We start from the raw sequence: 21,461 nt of genomic DNA on the forward strand, positions 1-21,461 counted from the left end.
CTTATTATTTTTATGTCGTTAATATTGAGACATAAAACTGTAAATTGCCAATTTTTATACGATTTTCATCTAAGGTGCTAAATATAAATCATGTAAAACTCGCTCTTTTCGAGGTAAATAATAGTCATCATAATCAAGTGACACTATGACTCTTTTAGCTTTACCTAACAACTCACTGCGAGGCACTAAACCAATCACTCTCGAGTCTGCACTATGATCGCGATTATCACCCATCGCTAAATACATATCCTTAGGAATTACGACAGGTGCAAAATGCTGCATCACCGAAGAGGCTGTTGATACCTGGATGGCGTGCTGAACACCTGCAAGGTTTTCAATCAGTGTCTGCTGTTGTTGCTTGTCATCAGTTAATGCGTAATTAAGCGCTTTACCGTTAATAATCAATTTATTATCTACTAAAGTCACTGTATCGCCCGGCACACCAATAACACGCTTTATTAAACGATTATTTGCAGCCTTGGAATCAAATACGATGATATCCCCGGCTTTTGGCTCATCGGTGCGCATAAGCGAAATATGAGTAAATGGCACACGCAGATCATAAGCCATTTTATCCGTTAAAATACGATCCCCTTCGACAATGGTCGGATTCATTGAACCTGTTGGCACTTCATACCAATCAGCTACCGCACTTCTAAAAACACTCATCAAGCAGATAAATACAATCAATGAACGGTTATTTTTCCATACTTTTACAATCCAGTTCATAGTCATTCCTTATTTTGTGGTTTGTTTTACTAAGAGCCTTTAGCTGAGAATTAGTTCTTAACTAAATGTAACGAGATACGTCAAAGATAAAAATATCATACATGATGTTAAAAATATTTGACACAGCAAGCGATGAGTAGTTTACTTAACATCAAGTCAAATATATTTTACATGGGATTATGAAATATGAGCTACAAAGAAATGACAATTTGGGGCACTTTAGTAGTGACAATTGGCCTTTTAAGTTATTACCTCCTAGGTATTAATTCACTACAAGCTGCTGGAAATCTTAGCCAAGATACCATGGTTTCATACTTATATAAGGTCGTTGTTGTAGCGGTAATCTTAGAGATAATCATGCAATCGATACTTGCAGGCATTAAACACAAAGAAGCAGACTTAGGTGATGATGAACGCGATAAGCTCATTGAATTAAAAAGTACCAAACTTGGACACTGGTTTTGCTCTGCAATTATCTTAATGTGTGTATTTCTAACGACTCAAATTGAGCGTGTGTCAGACCGTATGTTGTTACCTGAGGTCTCTGATCTATATAATATTATGCATTTACTTATTATAGGTTTTTTAATTAGTGAAATTATCACTAATGCTAGCAAAGCATATTTATATCGAAGAGATAGCTAAATGACAAAACAGCTCAGTAATACCATTCGTGAACTTCGATTTCATCACAATGAAATGACTCAGCAAGCATTGGCAGAGGCTGTTGGCGTTTCAAGGCAAACCATAGTAGCGATTGAAAAAGGTAAGTATTCTCCGTCGCTCGAAGTGGCTTTTAAGATTGCTCAATTGTTTGATAAGAAGCTGGATGATGTTTTTTCATATCAATAGGCCAACAAAAAAGGTTAGCTATTTAGCTAACCTTTTTTGTTCAGTAAGCATCGTAAAATCTTACGGCTGCTGATTTTTGAACTGCGCTTTGGCTTGTTCAACTTCGTCATCACTGATCCCAACTGATTCAGCCGCTTCTTTAATAAGGTGTGGCTGCGTCATCACTAATGCCATAAGTTGTTGAAGCTTTTCTGGTGGGATACCTAACTGTTGAACCAAACCCATTGCCATCATTGGGTTTTCCATAAATGCTTGGAACAGCTCACGCACTTTTTCGTCACTTACATTGTGCTCTTTGAGCATTGCAATAATTGGGTTCATACTAACCTTTACTTTTAACTACTAATAAAACCAATAATATGGGCAAATTAATGTTATTCAACTAACATCACCACTTTTCCCGAATTTTCGTTGTTATCTAAAATACGATGAGCCTCATTTGCATCTTGCCAATTTAACGTTTTATAGATATTGCAATCCAACAGTCCTTGTGCCAAATCATCATAAAAGCGGGTTATAAACTGCTCTTTTAAATCGCGCTTAAATTCAATTGAACGGTTTCGTAAGGTTGATGCATGAAAGGAAATACGTTTGCTAAGCAGCCTTGCAAAGTCAACCTCAGCAAAGCGCGCATCTAAAAACGCTAACATCACAATTTGGCAATCCATTGCTGCAACGGCGGCATTTTTGTTTAAATAGCTCCCTGAAACTGGATCAACAATGGTATTGGCCTGTAAATTATTTGCTTTGAAGTATTCTACAAAGTCGGTGGTTTTATAATTGATGGTATGGTCAGCACCCAGCTGTTTGGCATGCTCGCACTTTTCATCGCTTCCGGCGGTGATCACCACTTGAGCGCCAGCGCGTTTAGCCATTTGAATTGCGGCACCGCCTACGCCACTGGCTCCTGCATGAATAAGTGCCGTTTGCCCTGCTTTAAGCTGACCAAATTGAAACAAAGCAGAAAATGCCGTTAAGTAAACTTCGCTGATAGCAGCGCCTTGGGCCATTGTCATTTCATCTGGTAAAGGCATCACTTGCGCAGCATCAACGGCAACATACTCGCTGTAAGCACCGCCCGCACACAAGGCAAAAACGCGTTTATTAAGCCAGTCACCGGATACTGCACTACCTTGCTCAACAATGGTACCGGCGCATTCTAACCCTAGAATTTCACTGTCACCTTTGGGCGCAGGATATTTACCTTGTCGCTGTAAACAATCTGCCCGATTAACGCCGACTGCTTCAACAGCAATAAGAACTTCGTTATCTTTTAGGGCTGGTTTATCTGTTTGCGCAAAATGTAACTGTGAATCTTCGTGCTTAATATAACGCATATCACCTTCTATTTAATTCGTTGCCAGATCTCAGCTTCGACTAATTTGCCATTTTCATACAAAGTGTGGTGCCATAAGTCACCTTCAACTTTGTAATCAAATGCCATACTCTTACCAAGTAGTGAAGGTACATTACCATAGGAAAAAGTTTCGATAAATTGCTGGTCTTGCAAAACATATTTGCCACCACCAGCATAATGAAAGTTGCCTTGCTTTTGGGTGATATAGCTAAAATGACTGGGTGTAATCAGTTTAACAGAGGTTATTTCTGGCGCTTTTGCCGTTACATAACCATCACTGGTTGCATATTTACCTTCAACAAATTGCCAACTACCTAATAACGGATTGGCGCTTACCATAGACGAAATAAATAAACTCGATAATAACAGTGTGTTTTTCATAGTGCGTTCCTTAGCAATTTTTTCAATAGCATACGCTAACACTATGTTTCGATTAAACAGTTACAGGTTGAGATTTTTTCATTTGAGCTTTCATCGAAGAAAAGCGCCAAGACTGCTTATAAGGATAAACATCAAGCAATTGCCCATCGTTAATAGCCGCTTGTAATTGCTGCCACATAGTGGCTGTGAAAATATCTTGGTGGGCTGCATTAAAATAATCAAACGCCCGCTTATTGGCGCTAAAAAATACTTTAAACTGGCTAGGAAATACATCGTTTTCTGCGATGTCAAAGTAGCTTTCGCTGCTGAGCTCATCCAATGAGTCATCAGTTTTTGGCAGCTCTCTAAATTGACATTCTGTCATTGGGCAAATTTCATCGTAGTCATAGAACACTACTCTTCCCCAACGAGTGACACCAAAGTTCTTCATCAGCATATCACCGGGAAAGATATTAGCCCCCGCGAGCTCTTTTATTGCTTTACCGTAATCAACCATGACTTGCTGCAGTTTTCGCTCATCACAGTCATTGATATACAAATTAAGCGGCGTCATTTTGCGTTCTACATAAACATGGCGCAATATAAGTGCATTCCCCGAAATTACTAAACTATCACCAATTTGCTGCTGCATTGTCTTTATTAGCTCTTCACTAAATCGACTTAAATCAAACGCTAAATAACGAAATTCATGTGTATCAACTAACCGGCCAACTCTGTCGGCTTGTTTAACAAAATCGTATTTGGCCATGACCTGCTGTTTGGTGGCTGTTTTCGGTGCACTGAATTTATCTTTGATTACCTTATAGACATAATCTGAGCCTGGGGTTGTAAATACTAGCATTACCATGCCCGGCGTTCCTGGTGCAATAATGTATTTATCATCCACAGGGCTATTGCGCGTGGTATCAACTTTGTAACGATAGAACTCGGTTTTAGCATGTTTGATAAAGCCTATGGCATTAAACAACTCAAAGCGTTGCTTATGGGGCATTAAAACACTGAGATAATCAACGTATCGTGCGGGTTGGTCGGTATCGACCATAAAATAAGTACGCGCAAAGCCAAACAATAAGCTAAGTTGGTCAGCTCCCATCATCACAGCATCAATATGCAGACCTTTTTCACTGTTTAATAACGCAATCGCAAATGGCATGTTATCGCCATTTTTAGCAATACATCGACCTATGATGTAACACGCTTTATTTCTGAAAAACAAAGAATTTGCGTATTCAATATAACCATCGTTGAGTGCAAGTAGCTCATAGACTTGCGGGCATTGCAGTTTTGCACCCGCAATTAAAGTACGCTGCAACATGGCAACATCACCAGTAAAATCAGCGTATTGTGAACGAAACACATGGCGTTTTATTAAGCTGCTGATGGCACTTTCAAAACCATTTTGTAAAGAAATGCGGCTAACCAATGAATCAAAAGGCCGCGGCCCAAGTTGATAACGTGCTTTTAGTACAAACAAATGTACATTGCGGATTTTTCGTGAGTCCCAAATAGCACCGAAGGTTGAGTTAAAAAAAGTATGAGCAATCGGCTGATTTTCATGGCTTTGCACCATTTCTGCGTATATTTTTTTGGCTAGTAACCAAATTGCAGGATCATCTACCTCGCTATAAGCAATAATTTTTACTGCTTGGCTTACCTTTTTTACTTGCCCTTCATAAACCTGTAATCGCGATTTCATAGCCCCTTGAACTTGATGCCACTGGCGCTGTTCAAAACGACTTTGTGCACCGAGGGTAATATTTAAAAACTCTGCAAACATTGCCTCAAAGCCAGCATACACCGCGCGGGCAAGCTTAGTCGCTACTACCTGATTTAACTGTTCGCTGTGTGATTTAACAGCCAAATGTGAGCTCTGCAGTGGCATTATTTTTATCGCTTATGCTGATTATTTTAGTCGCCTTGTTTACACACAATAGCAAGCGCGCTTTAATTTAGGTAATTAATAAAGATAATAAATAAGATTGATCAAATGAATATTAGGCACGTCGACCTCAACCTATTAGTGTATTTAAATGTCCTCATTGATGAACAAAGTGTGTCAAAAGCCGCCAATAAACTGGCTTTGACTCAACCAGCAATGAGTAATGCCCTTAAGCGTTTACGTGATTTATTTGATGATCCATTATTAGTGAGAGCCGCTGGCACGATGACGCCGACAGCAAAAGCGCTCAGCCTTAAACCTGAAATAGAATCACTGTTAAAAATGGCCGAAGAAATTACTCAGCCAAGTGAAGTATTCGACCCTAGCACAGCTAAAATTACATTTCGGATTATGGCAAACGACTACCTTGAATCAACCCTAATTGCGCCGTTTATCACGCAGCAGCTGGAAAAAAATCCGGGACTTAACTTTGATATTTTGAGCCCAAGCGATGTTAATCTTCAAGATATGGAAAAAGGCACCATCGACCTTGCCATAAACCGCTTTAACGGCCTGCCCCGCTCATTCCACCAAGCCAGTGTTTGGCGCGATAATTACTGCTGCTTAACACACCCAGACAATCCCTACTTACAACAGCAAAATCTTGAAGGCTACCTTGCACAAGAGCACATTTGGGTGAATCGGGCAGGTTGGGGCGTAGAAGCGGCATTGACGAATAAATCAGGTAGTCAAAAACTCGGCTGGGTCGATGAGGCATTATGGCAATTAGAACAAACCCGCAATATTCGCGTATTCACCCGCCACTACATGGTGGCAAGCTTGCTGTGTCAATCACCAAAACTGATTGCCACATTACCTCGTCGACAAGCCATGTTATTAGCAAAACACACTGATTTGGTAATAAGTCCAGTACCTTTTCAAATTGTTCCTATTGAAGTGAAAATGTTATGGAGCCCTTTGTTACATCACGCAAACCCGCACCAGTGGCTTCGCAGAGAGCTACTTGCCTTTGCCAGCACCGTGGCTGATCGCTAAAAACAGCGTAATATTGATAAAATCAATATCAGTTATTGAAAACAACAATTTCATTAATAATGAGTGAAGGGCTAGAGTGAAGTTAAGCACATAAACAAAGAGAAAATGATTATGGAAACTTCAGCGCAATTCACTCAACAGGACGGCCTTTACATTAATGGTCAATTACACTCATTCATCGAGCAACAACTTTGTAAAAAAAGTAATTTACCTTGTGAAGAAATTTACCAAACATTAGCCACTATGGTTGATGAGTTTGGTTGCCAATGCCGTAAAACCAAACATCAAGATGATGATGTTTTACAAGCGGACACACTGTTAAAAGCATACAGCACAGTACGCACTCACCCGCATTGTCATGTTGATGCTCAAACAACAACTGCAGTACTCGATGAATACTGCTGCCAAGTACCAGCTATTTTAGTGGTTGCGTTAATGGACACATTAACAGGCATGACAAGCAATGAACCAGGTGCAGAACATATTTACCAACGTGCAGCACAATTAACAGGTAAACCATGTGTCTACGCAGTTAAAAGCGCCAGTGCCGCATAATATGGTTAATTATTTGAGTTACTTATTCGCGCGATGATGCTTTTTGCAAAATCACTGCAACTAAGCATCGTCGCATCGGCTACTAAATTAGCCAAGTCAAACGTCATTTCATTTGCTTTAAGCGTCTCTTCTAGAGCTTTTTCTATTCTATTCGCAGCTTGATGCCAGCCCATAAAACGTAGCATCATTACCGCACTTAAAATACTGCTTGTTGGATTTGCACTGTCTTCACCGGCAATGCGATTAAATGTGCCATGAGTCGGTTCAAAAAAGGCTACTTCATTATTTAAGTTTGCCGCAGGCATAATTCCTACCCCACCGACTTGTGCTGTTAACATATCAGCTAAGTAATCGCCGTTTTGATTGGTTGTTACCACCACATCGAATTGCTCAGGAGTGAGCAGCGCTTGTTGTAACATGTTATCGGCAATGACTTCTTTGATGATTAAATCATCTTGCTCTTCACGTTTGATAACTAACCAACGACCATTGTCATGCGCTATAGCGTTAAATTCTTGCTCAGCAAGGGCAAATGCCCAGCGTTTAAAAGCGCCATCGGTAAATTTAAGTACATTACCTTTGTGCACCACAGTCAGTGATTCACTGTGCTCTTTAAGGGCAAAGTTAAGGGCATAGCGCATCAAGCGTTCTGCCGCCTCTTTCGAGCTGTTTTTAATACCAATGCCGCATTGGTTATCAAAACGTAGTCGGGTGACACCCATTTCTTGACACAGAAAATCAAGCATCCGCTCGTTGTCAATACTGCCAGCCTGCCACTCAATGCCTGAATAAACGTCTTCTGAGCTGTCGCGGATTACTGTTATTTGGGTTTTTTCAGGTTCTTTTAAAGGTGATGGTAAGTGCGGATAACTGCGAATGGGCCGCATGTTAACGAATAAATCCATCTCATGACGAAGGGCCACATTTAAAGAGCGAAAGCCACCGCCAAGGGGAGTTGTTAGCGGTCCTTTTATGGCAATTTTAAACTGCCTAACGGCATGCAGGGTTTCTTGCGGGAACCAGTCACCATCATAAAGCGCTGCTGCTTTTTCGCCATTGAACACTTCCATCCAATGTATTTGTTTATCGCCTTGATAAGCATGGTCCACTGCTGCATCGACAATCTCACGCATCACCGGGCTTATATCATGACCGACACCATCGCCTTCAATGTAAGCGATAACTGGATTGTCAGGAATATGCCACTGGCCCTTACTATCGATAGTAATTTGCACGCCATTCGATGGTACTGAAATATGTTGATACTGCATCATGTCTTCCCAGCAAGGTGTTTTAACAATATTAATATCAGGAAATAATTAATTTGTCTGTGCTTACAAAGAAATAGCCGCTATTCAAGCAATCAATGCGTTACCTTGGTTATCTCGTCTTGCATGGCACAAAATAAGGATGCAATAAGCTGCGTATCGAGCGTGACCGTATCGTTTTTTAGCGCAGTATCAACGGCAACCGCTTTAACATAGAGCATTTCACATTCGAACATGTTTGCAGCGCCTTTAAGCATATGAACATTTCTGCTTAAGCCATCAATATCCATGTTTTTATATTGCTCGCGCATTTCTCGATATTGTTCTTCAAGGCCCTTTATATAATCATCTTTAAGCGCCTGAAACTCTTTTTCAGGTAATTTAATATCAGCTAATTCATCGCAATCTAAGTAACTGGCAATTTTATGACTAAACGCATTTCTATCAATTGGTTTGGCGATTAAATCATTGAAGCCTTGCTTCATATAACGGGCAATTTCATGCTTCATGGTATTCGCTGTCAGTGCAATGATTGGCGCACTCACTCCCGTTGCTTGCATCATTTTTAATGCTTCTTGACCGTCCATAATCGGCATTTGAATATCCAGTAGAATAAGGTCAAAGCTGTCTTCTAGGGTTGCTTGCACTGCGTCTTTACCATTTTCAACGGTGGTCACTGTCAGCCCCATACGCTCTAATATTCGCGCAATTAAACGCCGGTTGTCTGGGTGGTCTTCAGCAAGTAGTACCCTACCCTTTAAGTTCTCAGGTGCATCAAGCTTACTAAACGGTGAGGTTTCAACAAGTTTGACTTCACTCATATCATTGAGCCAACGTGTATTATCTGTGGTATAAACCGACATGGTAAAAATAAATTCACTGCCAGAACCGACATTACTTTTAACACTGATATCCCCATCCAATTTTTTGGCGAGGCTTTTAGAAATATTAAGGCCAAGACCAGTGCCGCCATACTGGCGAGAAATACTTGAATCCGCTTGATAAAAGGCACTAAACAAGGCTTGTTGCTCTTTGTCTGTCATGCCGATACCGGTATCTTTTACGCTTATCGACAACTTATCGTTATGACAGCTCACCGTTAAGGTTATACGCCCGACTTGAGTAAACTTAAGGGCGTTGGTTGTTAGGTTTAATAAGATTTGCCTTAATCGACTCGGATCAGTAATTAGGTAGTCTGGCAACGGGAACTGATAATCAACACTGAACTTTAAGCCCTTATCACGGATTTGCTTGCCAATAAGTGACTCAATATTGGCAATCGTGGCAAACAAGTCTGTTTCGACTAAATCTATTTCTAGCTTGTTGGCTTCAATCTTCGACATATCGAGTATATCGTTTATTAATCCAAGAACATGGCGGCTATTTTGCAATATAACGCCAATCCCATGGTTGCGCTCATGAGGCTTAATGTCCCCGAGCATAATGCCATCTGCATAGCCAATAATTGATGTCATTGGGGTGCGAATCTCATGACTGATATTCGCTAAAAAGCGACTTTTAGCTTCATTCGCATCGCGAAGCTCAGAGGCAAGCTCTTCAAGCTCCAAGGTTCTTAAATGTACTTTTTCTTCTAGATTTTTATTGAGCTCTACGTTGTCATCGTGAAGCAGCCTAAACTTATCGGCCACAGCAAACGCCAGCAACATGGCGTCCATGGCTGTGCCTATCAACCCCAATAAATATAAATTAATGGAAGTAGCTGGCAGCAAGCCTAAATTAGTTAAATTACCCACCATATTCGGTAGCATCATGGCAATGTAAGCCAGCACAAAATAGCGTGCTGGCTTAAAGCCAATGAGCATACAGCGAATACCTATGTATAAGCCTAAACATAAAGCAACACCCGTTACTAACGTTGACCAATAAAAACCAAAGCTTGGCCATAAAATACAAAACGGAATACCCAAAGTGGCAATTACACCCACCGTGAGTGATAATTGCGCCAGTTTCGGAAATGTTTCTTTGAGTTTAAGTAAGTTGTTGTAAAACAGAATATTGGTTAATGGTGTGAGGGCAAAGCCGAGCCAGTGAAGATGAGGATTATAGTAACCAAACAGCTGATCAGAAATATGGAAAAAATGGCTCCAAGCAAACACCCAGGATGCAGTAAATAATGCGTAATACAGGTGTGTAACATCACGGGAAACCAAGTAAATTAATAAATTATATAAACCAAGTGCAATGCCCACCCCAAAGCACAGCATCATGATCATATTTTCGACGGTTATGTTCTGAAAATAATCTTGATAAGGCGTTAATACCAGCTTTGCGGGAGTATAAAAGTAGTCACTCTCAAAATAAGTGATTAACGTGTAGTGCTTACCTTTTTCAAGAGATAAACGATTGCCATAGTGAAAAGCAAATTGGTTAGGCTCGACCCCACCGGTTACAAAGTGCTGTATCGGGGCACTTGGATCAGATATATCATAAATGCGGCTTTCTATTTTCGAAACCAAAGTGTTATACGGATAGAGGACTAAATCTTCGATATCACTTTGATTTTCAATTTCAACAATTAACCAATAGCTACCGCCGACAGAGCTTATTCGAGATTGCGGTTTTTTGCTGACTCGCCAAGCATCAATCGCAGCCACAGATTGCGGGAACATATTATCGTTCGCCATAAACACTTCACCGACATCATGGAGGTTTTGATCAGCTACAGCATCAGTGTAGACAAACGTATCTTGTGCATTAGCCGAAACACTTAATATAAACAATAACAGCAGAGTACTTAAATACAGCTTTAACCGCATTCACAAAACCCCTGTACCATTGTGGTGATGGCAACGACTAGAATTGTAGTGAAACATCAAAGCCATAGCGACGCCCTTCCCCTTTAAAGTCTTCAAGCATGCCTAGGAACGAACTTAAATCGAACTTTAACTGACTATATTCAGTATCAAATAAATTTTTGCCCCACAAAGTAAATGACCAATTATCAACATAGTATTTTAGATGCGCATTCACAATGCTAAAGCCGTCTTGGCGAGCATATGGATTCATATTCTGATCAAAATAGAACTCAGACTGATAATCGTAAATAATGTTGGCCGATAACGGATACGACGCCAAGCTGGTATCGTATTTTATCCCCGCTGAAACATTCCATTTAGAGGTAAATGGCAGTTGGTTATCGGTAATACTGTTACCAAGTGGGTCAACGTATTCTTCAAATTCAGCATGGGGGATATAACCTACTGAAAGTAGCATGGCTAATTGCTTAGTTGCTTGGTAATTAATTTCAGTTTCAAGACCATAAATAGTTGAATCAGCAACATTTTCAAGTAATTGCACAGGAGGCATTTGCGGTGTTTCTGACGCTTGGTTCATAAACACCTGTTGGTCGTTATAATCATAGTAAAACGCTGCCCAATTCATTCTTAATTGCTGGCTAGGCCAGAACGACTTCAAGCCAACTTCATGGGCATTTAAGCGCTCTTTGCCGTAGTTTGCTAACATTGCTTGTTCTTCAGATGACAAAAAGCCGCCGTTGTAGCCACCACTTTTACTACCATTAGCAAAACGATAATAAAGATTGCTTGCATCTGAATAGCGATAATTAACTGCAAATTGGCCAGTAAAGCCATTGTCTGATTGCTCATCGGTAACACGATAAAATGGTACAAGCACTCCGTCTAAGTCATTCACATCAACCACCGCATTTAACGTGGCGATTGAGTCATACTCAAGTGACTCATAGTCATATCTAAGACCCGCGGTGATCATCCATTTATCTGCGACAGGCACTTCAATTTGGCTAAATACTGCCAAATTTTGCATCTCGATTTCGTTATCGTAGATAAAGGTCGCGGTTAAGTTTGTGGGTAAAATGCCACGAAAATCGCGCAAAATATCATTTAAATTATCTTGCTCAATTGTTTCATCTGCAAAATACACCCCACTGGTTAACGTGTAATCAGCAAATTCGTTAAGTAATCTGAATTCTTGGCTAATTAGATGTGTATCTAACCCTAATACTCCTTCACACAAGCGAGCTGGCGAGCCATCGCAATTAAAAGCATGGCTTCTTTCGAGATCGTTAAAGCTCGAAATCGTTGTAAAAGTACTTTGCTCGTTTAAATGCCAATTTACTTCAGCAATAAAGCCATAGCCATCAGATTTATGAGGCGAGTCATTATTGACGCTTACCGCAAAGAAATCATCACTGCCATCATTAAAACCAAAGTTGTCAAAGCAGCGTGTTGAGCCTGCATCTGCTGGTGAACACAGCTCACCCGTTAAAGGGTTGGCGACAATACCAATACTGCCAACAGGCTGGGCAATACCATCCCAGTCTTCAATATGCGCTTGCAGGTAAAGATCAACCTCATCCCACTCAGATAGAAAAGACACACGGGCATTTTTTTGCTCCATACCTGCTGTTGGTGAGTCTGTATAGATATTATTTGTTGAGTACTCGTAGTCTTGATAGTTAACAGTAATACGCATTGCACTTGAATCTGATAGTTGTTGGTTCCACATACCATCGATGCTAGTAGCGTTATTATTGGCAATGCCTAATGTCAATGAACCATAGCTATCAAACTCAGGGCGGTTTGAGCGAATTAGAATTGCACCACCGGTAGAATTGCGCCCAAACAGAGTGCCTTGTGGGCCGCGTAAAATATCGAGCTGTTCAATATCGTATAAGTTAACTATTTGATTATTGGCAGACCCCACCGCAACGCCATCAATATACATAGCGACAGGTGAAGTGTTCGCCGTATTGTAATCAAGTAACCCTACCCCTCGAATACTAACAGCAGGTGGCGTTCCTTCTGCGGCGTTTTGGGTTATTTTTACATTTGGCGCAAACAAACCAATTTCAGTTGAATCTTTAAAATGCTGAGCTTTTAAAATTTCGCCATCCACTTGGCTTACCGCTACACTCACGTCTTCAATTGCTTGCGGACGTTTTTGTGCATAAACGCTAATAACTTCCATGTCTTTTTCAATCTCAGCTCCTTGTGCAACAGCGCTTGCCATTACACATGCCGCCAAGCTGGTGCTCGACAACATCATAAACTTAGGATCTTTCAGAAAGGGTCGCTTCATTAGCTTTTAGACCTTAAAAGAGGGAAACTTGTTAAATTGTTGTAATTTAGTGGTAAGTATAGACCAAACAATCAATTAAAGTCGCATATAAATCATGGAATTTCATGACTTATATGCATACTTATTTACAACTTTACTCACACTAACCTTTTTCGAATGCGTGCTCTCCGCTGATCTTAGTTGGCCAACCACATATTGCCCGCGCTGTTTGCATACCTGCCATCACAGCAGCCTCAACACAGCCTGCATTAACCCCTGTTTTTATCCAGTCGCCAGTGATGCGTAAATTGACAAACTGACTGCCATCTGTAGCAAGGCGGTATTTACTCGAATCAACCACAGATAAAACATAGCGCTCACTAGGGTCTACATTAACGCGCCAATATTGCTGTTCGAGAACAGGTAAAATGCTGTGTGGATCACTATAAAAAACCTGCCAATCAAACTTGTTATCAATATAGGCTTCGGGCCAAAGTGGCCGCATATCTGCGCTAAACAAATTATGCATATTCAATTTGACTTCGGCTTTCATTTGCTCTGGGAATTGATGTGCACTGGCAGGTGGGTAGTTTTCGCAGCTAAACGCACTGCAAAAATAGGCAATGTTCACTGGCGCATTTTCACTTGGCCAATCTTCTTTATCTAGCAAATTGCCCATTGCGGCCCAAGTATCAAACGGCTCAACAAAGCCGCTTAAAATAGGCCCTTCATCAGCGGCATTAGTTTGCGTAAAGCCAAGTTGTGGATCGGTTTTATTCAACCATACTTGGCAAGCCTGGGTCGCCACACTTTGCACTTTTGTTGCTTGTTGAGAAAGCGCGTAATCTACAGCTAAAAGTTCAGAGGCTACATGTTCAAGTGAGGCAACTGAGACACCTAAAATCAGTGTATCAAAATCAATACCATGGCGAAGCGTCACTGTTGGCAATGGGCTACTAAAGTGCTCTTGATAGACCTCGGGCCAATTACTCCAAAATGACTCTAAATTGATCTGATATTCTTGTAATAAATGCGCTTGTTCAGGACTGATTTGCTCATACAATGGCTCACTAGGCCAGCAAGGTAGCTTTTTTACATCAATAAGCGGTTCATAATCTTGGCCAATTAAACTCACCTGTTGGCAAAGTTTAATTTCACTTACCAGCGGCTCACCTTGGTCATTTTGTCCTGCCGATAAGTTAGTTAACTGATGAAAAAACTTAAACTTAACGCCGCGCTGCTTTAAAAGCTCATAAATTGGACCGAAAATGACATCGCCCATCCCAGCTTGCATTTTCCACATCACACCACCTTTGTAGCAAAGGCCTATTCGTAACATGGCAAGGGCGGCAACGCCGGCTTCAACATTGGGTTTATTAAAGTCTCCTTTTGGGTAAGCGAACACCAAATCATAAAAGCCACGTACTGGCGCTGAATCGACGCTGTAAGTTTTGTTAGCACCATTTTTTTCTAGCCACTGACGAAAATCGTAGCAATTAATGACGCCAAAACCGTCTCGATAGACCTGGTCTTTAATCAGTCCTGTGAGCATTGCAATAGCAAGATCGGCGCAAATATAAAGTCTACGCAACTCTGGGTTGTCATCCAGTAAATCAATGACTTGATCTTTGAACCAACGTTTTAACTTTCTGACGATATACCAAATCACCAAGCGATCAGCTTGATTATCGGTGTGCGTAGCCTGCTTTTCAGTGAACTGTAGCAAATGGGTTATCAATGTTCGTGGGTTCGAGGCAATTTCAGTTGCGCCTGCTTCAATATCATCAATAAACTGCTTTGCGCCATTTAAATGGGTATCAATATCTGCTTTGATTTCTTGATACATGTGCTTGAGTAACGATTGATCCCGTGATTTTTTAGTCACTAACGTAGTTTGAGCATGTTGCTGCTGACAAACATGCTCAATGCCTTCGGTCCATTTTTTTAGCCATGCTAATGTCATGGTGACAAAGTCCCACACTGTTATATCTAGGCTGCCATCAGCGGGGTTACCTGCAACGGTTGGAAAATCAATCGGCCAAGTTTGCCATTCGTTATCAATAAACTCTTGTAAGGCAATAAAGCTGTGTGGTTTAAAGGCCTGCTGCCAAGTAGCCAATGAACAACTAGCGGGTCTATTGAGTGAATTATATACACCTTCTAAGGTGCGAAAACTATTCACGTATGCGCCAAACCAAACATGTAAACCATGCTCTTCAATTCGCTGTCCGAAATGGGCGTTACGGCCACTTGCCCCTTTCCCGCCAAGACGCCAGCCTTGTTGATAGACAGTAATTTCGCGCTGGCTTTGCCAATTAACTTGCTCGGTTAAGTACACAGCCGCAGTCATCGCTGCAACACCGCCCCCGACAATAGTGATTTTTTCTTTTTCCATGGTCACCTCTATGCTGGTAACAGTTGTGTTGCGCCAAGCTGGTCAAAATCCATATTGACGTAAAAAGGTAAATGAACAACTTGCTTGCCAAGTGCGATGCCAAACATGTCATTTAAAGGAAAACTCGCAAGCGCTTTTACATCAAGACTAAAATCATTGTGTAAAAGTTTTAATTGGTGGATTTTTTTGATTAGTGATGGCGAATGAACAACGCTCTGATAAACCGCTTTTTCTCCTACACCATCAGGAAATTGTTTAAATAAAATCTGATCCATCTGCGGATGAATAAACCCGTCTAACAATTGTTTAAGAAGTGATATGTCAATGCCTTTAATTTGCGCATCAAACAAGTCTGTTACGTGCTTAGAAAATTGCGATAAGTTATCGAGTAAGTTTTCCTTGGTACTTGCTTGTGTTTGCTCAATGGTTAATAGCTCATGCATCGCTAATTTAGAGTCTGGGTGAAATACATCAAAACATTCTAAAGTTATACTAAAGGGCCCCGCATCACTCACAGCTGTAGGCATTTGGTATTCACATAAGTATTTATTGTAACCCCAAGCCTCTCTGCCATTAATTAAGGCATAGATATTATTCACACTAATAAAAGCCGGATACCAATATAAATGGCTAATATCACCATCTTGCATTTTTGCTACTGGGAGCCAAATAATAATATCGGTTTCTTGCATCCAGCCATGCTCAGAAAACGGTGGCGTTAACGAAGAAATTTTTTCGATATCAGTGAAGGTAAGTAAACAAGCACTCCCTAACACATTAAACGAGGTTGATTCAGTTGCTAGTAGATTTAAAGTTGCATCAACATACTGCTGCATTTTTTGCTCGCAGCCAGACACAAAAAAACCATACATTTGCGCGTTGATCATTCGACAAGGTGGTTTAGCAACCGGGTTAGATAAGAAGTGGCTGTAATTTGTTTGGTCCGTCATAGTCATTACTTATATTGTTGTTTAGTAATGACTATAGACCAGTTTTTTAATCGTTGGGGACAAGTTCTGAGTTACAACACTCTTTTAATAGCTGTTCGGTAAATTGCTGATAGCCGAGCTGATTAAAATTCTCAGATAGCGGGTTCATAAACCCATGAGCATAGTCGGCTACTTCACAGCTCACCTTGGCTTTACTTTTTAATGAAGCAATCACAGGCTTAATATCAAAATGCTCTTCACTGTGAGGAAAAATAAATCGACAAGGAACGTTAGCCTCAAGCTCAAGATGATGTCTAACTTGTGATGGATAAAAGGCAATGATTTTTTTAATGAAAGAATCTTTTAATTCTGCTTGAGCACGCCACACAGCGGCAGCGCCTGCACTAAATGCAATAATCGTGGTTGGCTGACGGACAGTCGCCATTTTTAAATGCACTAGCTCAAAATAACTGTCATGGCCGCATTGAGTCATAAAATGTTGATATTGAAACTGCTCATTTATGGGGAGCTGAATTTCCCCCATGTAAGGGTCACAAAGACTAACCTTACCGCGAAGCTGCTGAGCAAGCAGCGATAGATGCGCTGTTTTACCGAATATATCTGATACCAAAAGGTAATTCATAAGCATACTTCTTATTGTTATTTTGTGCCTAATCACAATACGCCTGTTTCTATTAAACATCCAGAGATTATTTTTGATGTTTAAAAAATAAACCTTGCGCTTAATTGATTCTTACAGTACTCTGATTGTCTGGTTTTTAGAAACCACGCGGTTAACCCCTTACCTTGATCCAGTAATTCCCGCATATTCGTATAAATACTTGCAGCTTGTTCGCTAAATGACATTTTGATGAATTTTCAAATCATCACCAAACTGTCACAAACTTAGTCAACACTGTTAGCAAGACAACAAATGTCGGTCTGTATTTTTTAAATGCCTATTAAAGCTCTACAGACACAGACAAAAGAAAAAGTGAGTTTTATTATGTCATATAAATACAACGGATCTTTGATCCAGATCGCACATCCAGTGCAATCAATCTCGGTAAACAAACAGCGTGTAATTTTTAGCGACACGCAGGGCTTAAAAAATGCCATCTTCCAAAAGGCTAGTGATGCACGCCAATTTGTGAAGTGGTTAAAAGCCAACTAAACCCTACCGATAAACGCCAGCCAACAAGCTGGCGTTTTAGTTTTCACCACCAGCCACATAAGCCTATATTCCTGCTACACTTATATTTTAGTTCCTATATAGGTAGTAACTATGCGTAGTGTGTGGTCTATTTTACTATTACTTTTTTGCTTGCCAGCTTATGCAAATAAGCAACCTAAAGCCATTGAGTGGATCATGGTTGATTTTGCCCCCTACTACATCATGCATGATAAATATGAAGGCACAGGTCGTGATGAAAGTGTGATCAAATTATTAGAAAAAGCACTGCCTGAGGTCTCATTTAAACGCACTTTATTGCCAGCCAGTCGTGCTGTGCATGAACTATCAAACCCACACAATAATTACTGTATGCTGTCGTTATATCAAAACGAGCACCGTAAGCAGCATATTCAGTTTACTGAACATTCATCAACTGTAGGTTTGTCGCCGTCTATTGCAATACGTAAAGAGTTAGCCGCAAAACTTGAGTTAGACGTCACAAAACCTGTGTCACTAAAATCATTATTAGCCGAAAACCTTGCATTAGGGGTATCAATGAGCCGCTCTTTCGGGACTAATATCGACAAGGTGATTAACGAAAGTCATGATGCCAATATCATTTCACGCCCCGGCAGAGACACCCTCGCAAGCTTGACTTATATGCTACAAAAAAAGCGTATTGATATATTACTTGGCTACCCAAGCGAGCATTATTATCTTGCTCATTCCATGGGCTTTGAAGATGAACTAACCCAAATCACACTTACTGAAGCACCAGCGTTAAGCATTGGCTATGTAGGCTGCACTAAAAACAAGCAAGGTGAGGTAACGGTAAAATTATTAGATCAAACACTTGAGAAAATCGCTCATACAGATGCTTTTCATGATGTGTTAGTGCGCTGGCTACCTGATAATTTGCAACCAATTTTAGAAAAGAGATTAAAAGATAGAAACGAAAGTGCCGCTCACTAAGCGGCACTTTTATTAATTAAACATTGATAAACTTACTTACGTACGCCTTCAATAAATAAACCTATATCAACATGTGTCGAAGCAGGACCAAGGTTGTAGTCGATACCATAGTCAGCTAGTTTTAGGCTTGTTTCGCCTTCAAAGCCAACACGATAACCACCCCATGGATCTTTACCTTCACCAATTTTATCAATTTCAAAGGTAATGGTTTTAGTGACACCATTTAAGGTGAATTCACCCGTTACATCAGCTTCATCACCGTCTTCATCAAATTTGATTGAAGTACTTTTAAATGTTGCGGTTGGGTACTTATCAACATTTAAGAAATCTTTGCTACGTAAATGTTTGTCACGCTCAGCATGATTTGAGTCGATGCTTTTCGTTTCAATCGTTACATTGATTTTAGACGCATTCGGCGCTTTATCGTCATAGCTAAAATCACCTGAAAAGGTATTAAAACGACCATGTAACCAACTGTAACCTAAGTGCTTAATTTTAAAAGTTACAAATGCGTGCGCACCGTCTGTATCAATAACGTAGTCAGCTGCATTTGCGTTAGCAGTTGAGAAAAGTGCAGCACTTAGTGCTGTGCCTAATAGTAATTTTTTCATGTTAATCATCCTTCAATGGTTTGATCATTCTAATTAAGGTTTTATCTTTATCGATAAAATGATGTTTTAGTGCCCCTAAAGCATGTAAAACAACCACAGCTATTAGCCCATACGCGGCATAAAAGTGAATTTTACCTGCAATATCTTCTTGGTTTGCGACCGACTCTGGTATTGCCGGTACAGCAAATAAATTAAATACTTCAATTGCACGGCCATCAGCCGTTGAGATTAAATAACCCGATGTCACAATGACAATTAAAGCTAAATAAATCAGTTTATGTACTGAGTGTGCAACCCGATTCATTGCTTTCGAGTTACCTGCAACAGGCTCAGGTTGAGTACCTAACAAGCGCCAACCAAAACGAAACAACAATAATGCCGCTAAGGTAATACCCACGCTTTTATGTAAATCCAACGAGCCTTTGTACCAAGCGTCGTAATAAGTTAGCTCAACCATATAAACGCCTAAGCCAAACAAACCAAACACCCCAAGTGCCATTAACCAGTGCACTAAGATAGCCACCCAGCCATAACTTGACTTTGAATTCTTTAACATACTCATTTCCCATGAGAATCGTGAAACTAAATACAGGTTAACCGATGGGTTAAATAATGAAAATAGCGTAAAACGAACAGCTTCTGTGCGTATATGCACACACAAGGGGAAAGAGAAAAGGTGCTAGGTGCTAGGTGCTAGGTGCTAGGTGCTAGGTGCTAGCAGTAATATGAATCCTCGTTAATAAAAGCGTCTAATTCTTAACGTGAAAATTTTTAGTTTTCTCACAACCGATTAATCGCTCACCCCAATAAACTCAGCCGATTTCAAAAGAAGTAACACCGAAAATACGGTTTAATGGCAAACTCGGAGAGTCGTTGGTATACATTCTGGCGGTTTCAAATGACACCTGCATGTTGTACTTCTGTGCTAAAGCGACAGCAGCTTGATTGATTTCTGGCGTATCAAGGAAAATAGCGTCAGAGGCACCCACTTTAGATTTTAAAGCTAGAAATAGAGATTCAGCCATTTCTGGTGAGTCGGCAAATAAAGGGCCAATTTTAAAGCCGTTTTGGCATTTGCGAATTACGCCGTACCCTGCCAATTTCCCGTTATTCATTATGCCAAACGCGTCGCACTGGGGTTGGCTTAACCATGCTTTATTAAAGTTTGACCTATTCACAGGAAAAAATGCCTGTTCGTATGCGTCAATGATTTCGAATGGCACAGCATTAAGATCAACAATGTCAGCATTTTGCGGTGTACTACCTCCACCTACTCCTGCAAAGCGAATATTGCGATAGGCCAGATTAAAACCAGACTTTTTATAATTTTCTTGCTGTTCCACCACACCATCAAGGCCAATATTCAAGCCTTCAAGACGTTTTAAAGCGGCATTCCAGATTTGCATTCCGTAACCTTTACCACGGTAATCGGGTTTAACAATGTAGAAACCGATAAAGCCAAATACATCGTGGTAATTAATGGCAGAAATTGTCGCTATAGGCTCATCGTCAAGAAAACCAACAAAAAACCCTTCAGGATCAGCAGCAAAGTAACAATCAGCATCATTAAGGCCTGGATTCCACCCCTCTGCTGCTGCCCAATCAATCATGAGATCGACTTCCTTCTTGGTCATGGTTTTGATTGTAAAGTGTTTACTTTGCATCTGCTTTCCTTAAAAAGTTGAAATGCCTCTAACTCAATAGCTATTTGTATTATGATGCCACTCAAAATACATCTATTTATTAAACGCATACCTAAATCTAGCCGCTATAAAAATGTATAGTAAATTTCAGAGCAGCTATATTTTACTTGCTGTTATTTCAATCCTATAAACTTCAACACCCTCAGTACCAACCTCAATCGCTGCAGGTTTATCAAGGTTTACCATTAACTTAGGTTCTTGAAATTTATTGTAAGAACCATTTTCAAATTTATATAGTGTTGATGTCAGTGTCACAATTTGGTTGTTCAACGAAGGGGTTACATCAAATTTAAGAATGCCATCTGCAGTCACTGTTTGAATTTTGTCTTCTTCAGTTTTAACTGCGTGCGTTTTTACAAGTTGGTTATTCAAATAAAGGTTAAGGTCTAATTGCAAATTTTCTGCAGCAGAGGCTCCAAATGCCGCGAGAGATAACAGTACCATTCCTAACTTTTTCATTATATTTTCCTTAATAGTAGGCTTATACCTAGCAGCGTGGGAAAAACAACTTAACAGGTACTGAGCCTTGGCGCAATTATTTA

21 protein-coding genes are annotated in these 21,461 nt (G+C 40.4%); 6 read left to right on the plus strand and 15 right to left on the minus strand.

Annotated features, from left to right (window positions below; translation table 11 throughout):
- Positions 1-69: 69 nt before the first annotated feature.
- The gene (gene lepB, locus EVU92_RS14080; protein WP_130051752.1) at positions 70-729 is read right to left on the minus strand and encodes a signal peptidase I; all 660 of its coding nucleotides are present in this window, start codon (positions 727-729) and stop codon (positions 70-72) included.
- A 186-nt stretch (positions 730-915) separates the two neighbouring features.
- On the opposite strand from lepB, the gene EVU92_RS14085 reads away from it, so the two are divergent.
- Entirely contained in the window at positions 916-1,374 is a 459-nt protein-coding gene (locus EVU92_RS14085) for a hypothetical protein (protein WP_130051753.1), read from the plus strand.
- Positions 1,375-1,581 carry a helix-turn-helix transcriptional regulator gene (locus tag EVU92_RS14090; RefSeq protein WP_054552938.1) on the plus strand — a complete coding sequence of 69 codons (207 nt, stop codon included), beginning with the start codon at positions 1,375-1,377 and terminating at the stop codon, positions 1,579-1,581.
- Positions 1,582-1,641: 60 nt separating this feature from the next.
- Here EVU92_RS14090 and EVU92_RS14095 read toward each other — a convergent pair whose 3' ends face one another.
- The 4 genes from EVU92_RS14095 to aceK are packed head-to-tail and all read right to left on the minus strand — an operon-like array spanning position 1,642 to position 5,180.
- Entirely contained in the window at positions 1,642-1,902 is a 261-nt protein-coding gene (locus EVU92_RS14095; RefSeq protein WP_130051754.1) for a DUF2999 family protein, read from the minus strand.
- A 53-nt stretch (positions 1,903-1,955) separates the two neighbouring features.
- Positions 1,956-2,918, minus strand: coding sequence for a zinc-binding dehydrogenase (locus tag EVU92_RS14100; protein ID WP_130051755.1), 963 nt, complete (start codon positions 2,916-2,918; stop codon positions 1,956-1,958).
- An 8-nt stretch (positions 2,919-2,926) separates the two neighbouring features.
- Positions 2,927-3,319 carry a hypothetical protein gene (locus EVU92_RS14105; RefSeq protein ID WP_168990023.1) on the minus strand — a complete coding sequence of 131 codons (393 nt, stop codon included), beginning with the start codon at positions 3,317-3,319 and terminating at the stop codon, positions 2,927-2,929.
- Positions 3,320-3,371: 52 nt separating this feature from the next.
- Positions 3,372-5,180: a bifunctional isocitrate dehydrogenase kinase/phosphatase gene (aceK, locus tag EVU92_RS14110; RefSeq protein ID WP_240701320.1), complete on the minus strand. Its 1,809-nt coding sequence runs from the start codon at positions 5,178-5,180 to the stop codon at positions 3,372-3,374.
- Positions 5,181-5,306: 126 nt separating this feature from the next.
- On the opposite strand from aceK, the gene EVU92_RS14115 reads away from it, so the two are divergent.
- Both EVU92_RS14115 and EVU92_RS14120 read left to right on the plus strand, forming a co-directional pair.
- On the plus strand, positions 5,307-6,254 hold the full coding sequence (locus EVU92_RS14115; protein WP_130051757.1) for a LysR family transcriptional regulator: 948 nt from the start codon (positions 5,307-5,309) through the stop codon (positions 6,252-6,254).
- 111 nt (positions 6,255-6,365) lie between these two features.
- Positions 6,366-6,809: a hypothetical protein gene (locus EVU92_RS14120; RefSeq protein ID WP_130051758.1), complete on the plus strand. Its 444-nt coding sequence runs from the start codon at positions 6,366-6,368 to the stop codon at positions 6,807-6,809.
- A 5-nt stretch (positions 6,810-6,814) separates the two neighbouring features.
- Here EVU92_RS14120 and icd read toward each other — a convergent pair whose 3' ends face one another.
- The 6 genes from icd to EVU92_RS14150 all read right to left on the minus strand — a co-directional run bounded on the left by icd (position 6,815) and on the right by EVU92_RS14150 (position 17,102).
- Positions 6,815-8,080: an NADP-dependent isocitrate dehydrogenase gene (gene icd / locus EVU92_RS14125; RefSeq protein WP_130052299.1), complete on the minus strand. Its 1,266-nt coding sequence runs from the start codon at positions 8,078-8,080 to the stop codon at positions 6,815-6,817.
- 92 nt (positions 8,081-8,172) lie between these two features.
- Complete coding sequence (locus EVU92_RS14130; protein WP_130051759.1) at positions 8,173-10,854, minus strand: 7TM diverse intracellular signaling domain-containing protein; 2,682 nt, start codon at positions 10,852-10,854, stop codon at positions 8,173-8,175.
- Between the two features lie 37 nt (positions 10,855-10,891).
- A complete protein-coding gene (locus EVU92_RS14135; RefSeq protein ID WP_240701321.1) occupies positions 10,892-13,156 on the minus strand; it encodes a TonB-dependent receptor in 2,265 nt (754 codons plus the stop codon).
- Between the two features lie 142 nt (positions 13,157-13,298).
- Positions 13,299-15,530 carry an NAD(P)-binding protein gene (locus tag EVU92_RS14140; protein WP_130051760.1) on the minus strand — a complete coding sequence of 744 codons (2,232 nt, stop codon included), beginning with the start codon at positions 15,528-15,530 and terminating at the stop codon, positions 13,299-13,301.
- 8 nt (positions 15,531-15,538) lie between these two features.
- Positions 15,539-16,480, minus strand: a complete 942-nt coding sequence (locus EVU92_RS14145; protein ID WP_130051761.1) for an acetoacetate decarboxylase — start codon at positions 16,478-16,480, stop codon at positions 15,539-15,541.
- Positions 16,481-16,526: 46 nt separating this feature from the next.
- Positions 16,527-17,102, minus strand: a complete 576-nt coding sequence (locus EVU92_RS14150) for a hypothetical protein (protein ID WP_130051762.1) — start codon at positions 17,100-17,102, stop codon at positions 16,527-16,529.
- A 363-nt stretch (positions 17,103-17,465) separates the two neighbouring features.
- On the opposite strand from EVU92_RS14150, the gene EVU92_RS21625 reads away from it, so the two are divergent.
- Both EVU92_RS21625 and EVU92_RS14155 read left to right on the plus strand, forming a co-directional pair.
- Positions 17,466-17,633: a hypothetical protein gene (locus EVU92_RS21625; protein WP_165381452.1), complete on the plus strand. Its 168-nt coding sequence runs from the start codon at positions 17,466-17,468 to the stop codon at positions 17,631-17,633.
- A 111-nt stretch (positions 17,634-17,744) separates the two neighbouring features.
- Positions 17,745-18,605 (plus strand): TIGR02285 family protein, encoded by an 861-nt coding sequence (locus tag EVU92_RS14155; RefSeq protein ID WP_130051763.1) that lies wholly within the window; start codon positions 17,745-17,747, stop codon positions 18,603-18,605.
- 32 nt (positions 18,606-18,637) lie between these two features.
- On the opposite strand, the gene EVU92_RS14160 is transcribed toward EVU92_RS14155, so the two are convergent.
- From EVU92_RS14160 to EVU92_RS14175, 4 genes are all read right to left on the minus strand, one after another.
- Positions 18,638-19,216, minus strand: a complete 579-nt coding sequence (locus EVU92_RS14160; protein ID WP_130051764.1) for a YceI family protein — start codon at positions 19,214-19,216, stop codon at positions 18,638-18,640.
- A gap of 1 nt (position 19,217) precedes the next feature.
- Positions 19,218-19,772: a cytochrome b gene (locus tag EVU92_RS14165; protein WP_130051765.1), complete on the minus strand. Its 555-nt coding sequence runs from the start codon at positions 19,770-19,772 to the stop codon at positions 19,218-19,220.
- 256 nt (positions 19,773-20,028) lie between these two features.
- Complete coding sequence (locus EVU92_RS14170) at positions 20,029-20,880, minus strand: GNAT family N-acetyltransferase (protein ID WP_130051766.1); 852 nt, start codon at positions 20,878-20,880, stop codon at positions 20,029-20,031.
- Positions 20,881-21,015: 135 nt separating this feature from the next.
- The gene (locus tag EVU92_RS14175; RefSeq protein ID WP_130051767.1) at positions 21,016-21,378 is read right to left on the minus strand and encodes a hypothetical protein; all 363 of its coding nucleotides are present in this window, start codon (positions 21,376-21,378) and stop codon (positions 21,016-21,018) included.
- Positions 21,379-21,461: the final 83 nt, after the last annotated feature.

Source organism: Pseudoalteromonas sp. MEBiC 03485 (genome assembly GCF_004195145.1).
Classification (GTDB): Bacteria; Pseudomonadota; Gammaproteobacteria; order Enterobacterales; family Alteromonadaceae; genus Pseudoalteromonas; species Pseudoalteromonas apostichopi.

Coding starts and splice junctions, on each gene's coding strand:
- EVU92_RS14150 (WP_130051762.1), bottom strand. CDS start 17,102: ATGAATTACCTTTTGGTATCAGATATATTCGGTAAAACAGCGCATCTA.
- EVU92_RS14170 (WP_130051766.1), bottom strand. CDS start 20,880: ATGCAAAGTAAACACTTTACAATCAAAACCATGACCAAGAAGGAAGTC.
- EVU92_RS14095 (WP_130051754.1), bottom strand. CDS start 1,902: ATGAACCCAATTATTGCAATGCTCAAAGAGCACAATGTAAGTGACGAA.
- EVU92_RS14130 (WP_130051759.1), bottom strand. CDS start 10,854: ATGCGGTTAAAGCTGTATTTAAGTACTCTGCTGTTATTGTTTATATTA.
- EVU92_RS14135 (WP_240701321.1), bottom strand. CDS start 13,156: ATGAAGCGACCCTTTCTGAAAGATCCTAAGTTTATGATGTTGTCGAGC.
- EVU92_RS14115 (WP_130051757.1), top strand. CDS start 5,307: ATGAATATTAGGCACGTCGACCTCAACCTATTAGTGTATTTAAATGTC.
- EVU92_RS14085 (WP_130051753.1), top strand. CDS start 916: ATGAGCTACAAAGAAATGACAATTTGGGGCACTTTAGTAGTGACAATT.
- EVU92_RS14140 (WP_130051760.1), bottom strand. CDS start 15,530: ATGGAAAAAGAAAAAATCACTATTGTCGGGGGCGGTGTTGCAGCGATG.
- EVU92_RS21625 (WP_165381452.1), top strand. CDS start 17,466: ATGTCATATAAATACAACGGATCTTTGATCCAGATCGCACATCCAGTG.
- EVU92_RS14090 (WP_054552938.1), top strand. CDS start 1,375: ATGACAAAACAGCTCAGTAATACCATTCGTGAACTTCGATTTCATCAC.
- EVU92_RS14145 (WP_130051761.1), bottom strand. CDS start 16,480: ATGACGGACCAAACAAATTACAGCCACTTCTTATCTAACCCGGTTGCT.
- lepB (WP_130051752.1), bottom strand. CDS start 729: ATGAACTGGATTGTAAAAGTATGGAAAAATAACCGTTCATTGATTGTA.
- EVU92_RS14105 (WP_168990023.1), bottom strand. CDS start 3,319: ATGAAAAACACACTGTTATTATCGAGTTTATTTATTTCGTCTATGGTA.
- EVU92_RS14165 (WP_130051765.1), bottom strand. CDS start 19,772: ATGTTAAAGAATTCAAAGTCAAGTTATGGCTGGGTGGCTATCTTAGTG.
- icd (WP_130052299.1), bottom strand. CDS start 8,080: ATGCAGTATCAACATATTTCAGTACCATCGAATGGCGTGCAAATTACT.
- EVU92_RS14175 (WP_130051767.1), bottom strand. CDS start 21,378: ATGAAAAAGTTAGGAATGGTACTGTTATCTCTCGCGGCATTTGGAGCC.
- EVU92_RS14155 (WP_130051763.1), top strand. CDS start 17,745: ATGCGTAGTGTGTGGTCTATTTTACTATTACTTTTTTGCTTGCCAGCT.
- EVU92_RS14120 (WP_130051758.1), top strand. CDS start 6,366: ATGGAAACTTCAGCGCAATTCACTCAACAGGACGGCCTTTACATTAAT.
- EVU92_RS14160 (WP_130051764.1), bottom strand. CDS start 19,216: ATGAAAAAATTACTATTAGGCACAGCACTAAGTGCTGCACTTTTCTCA.
- EVU92_RS14100 (WP_130051755.1), bottom strand. CDS start 2,918: ATGCGTTATATTAAGCACGAAGATTCACAGTTACATTTTGCGCAAACA.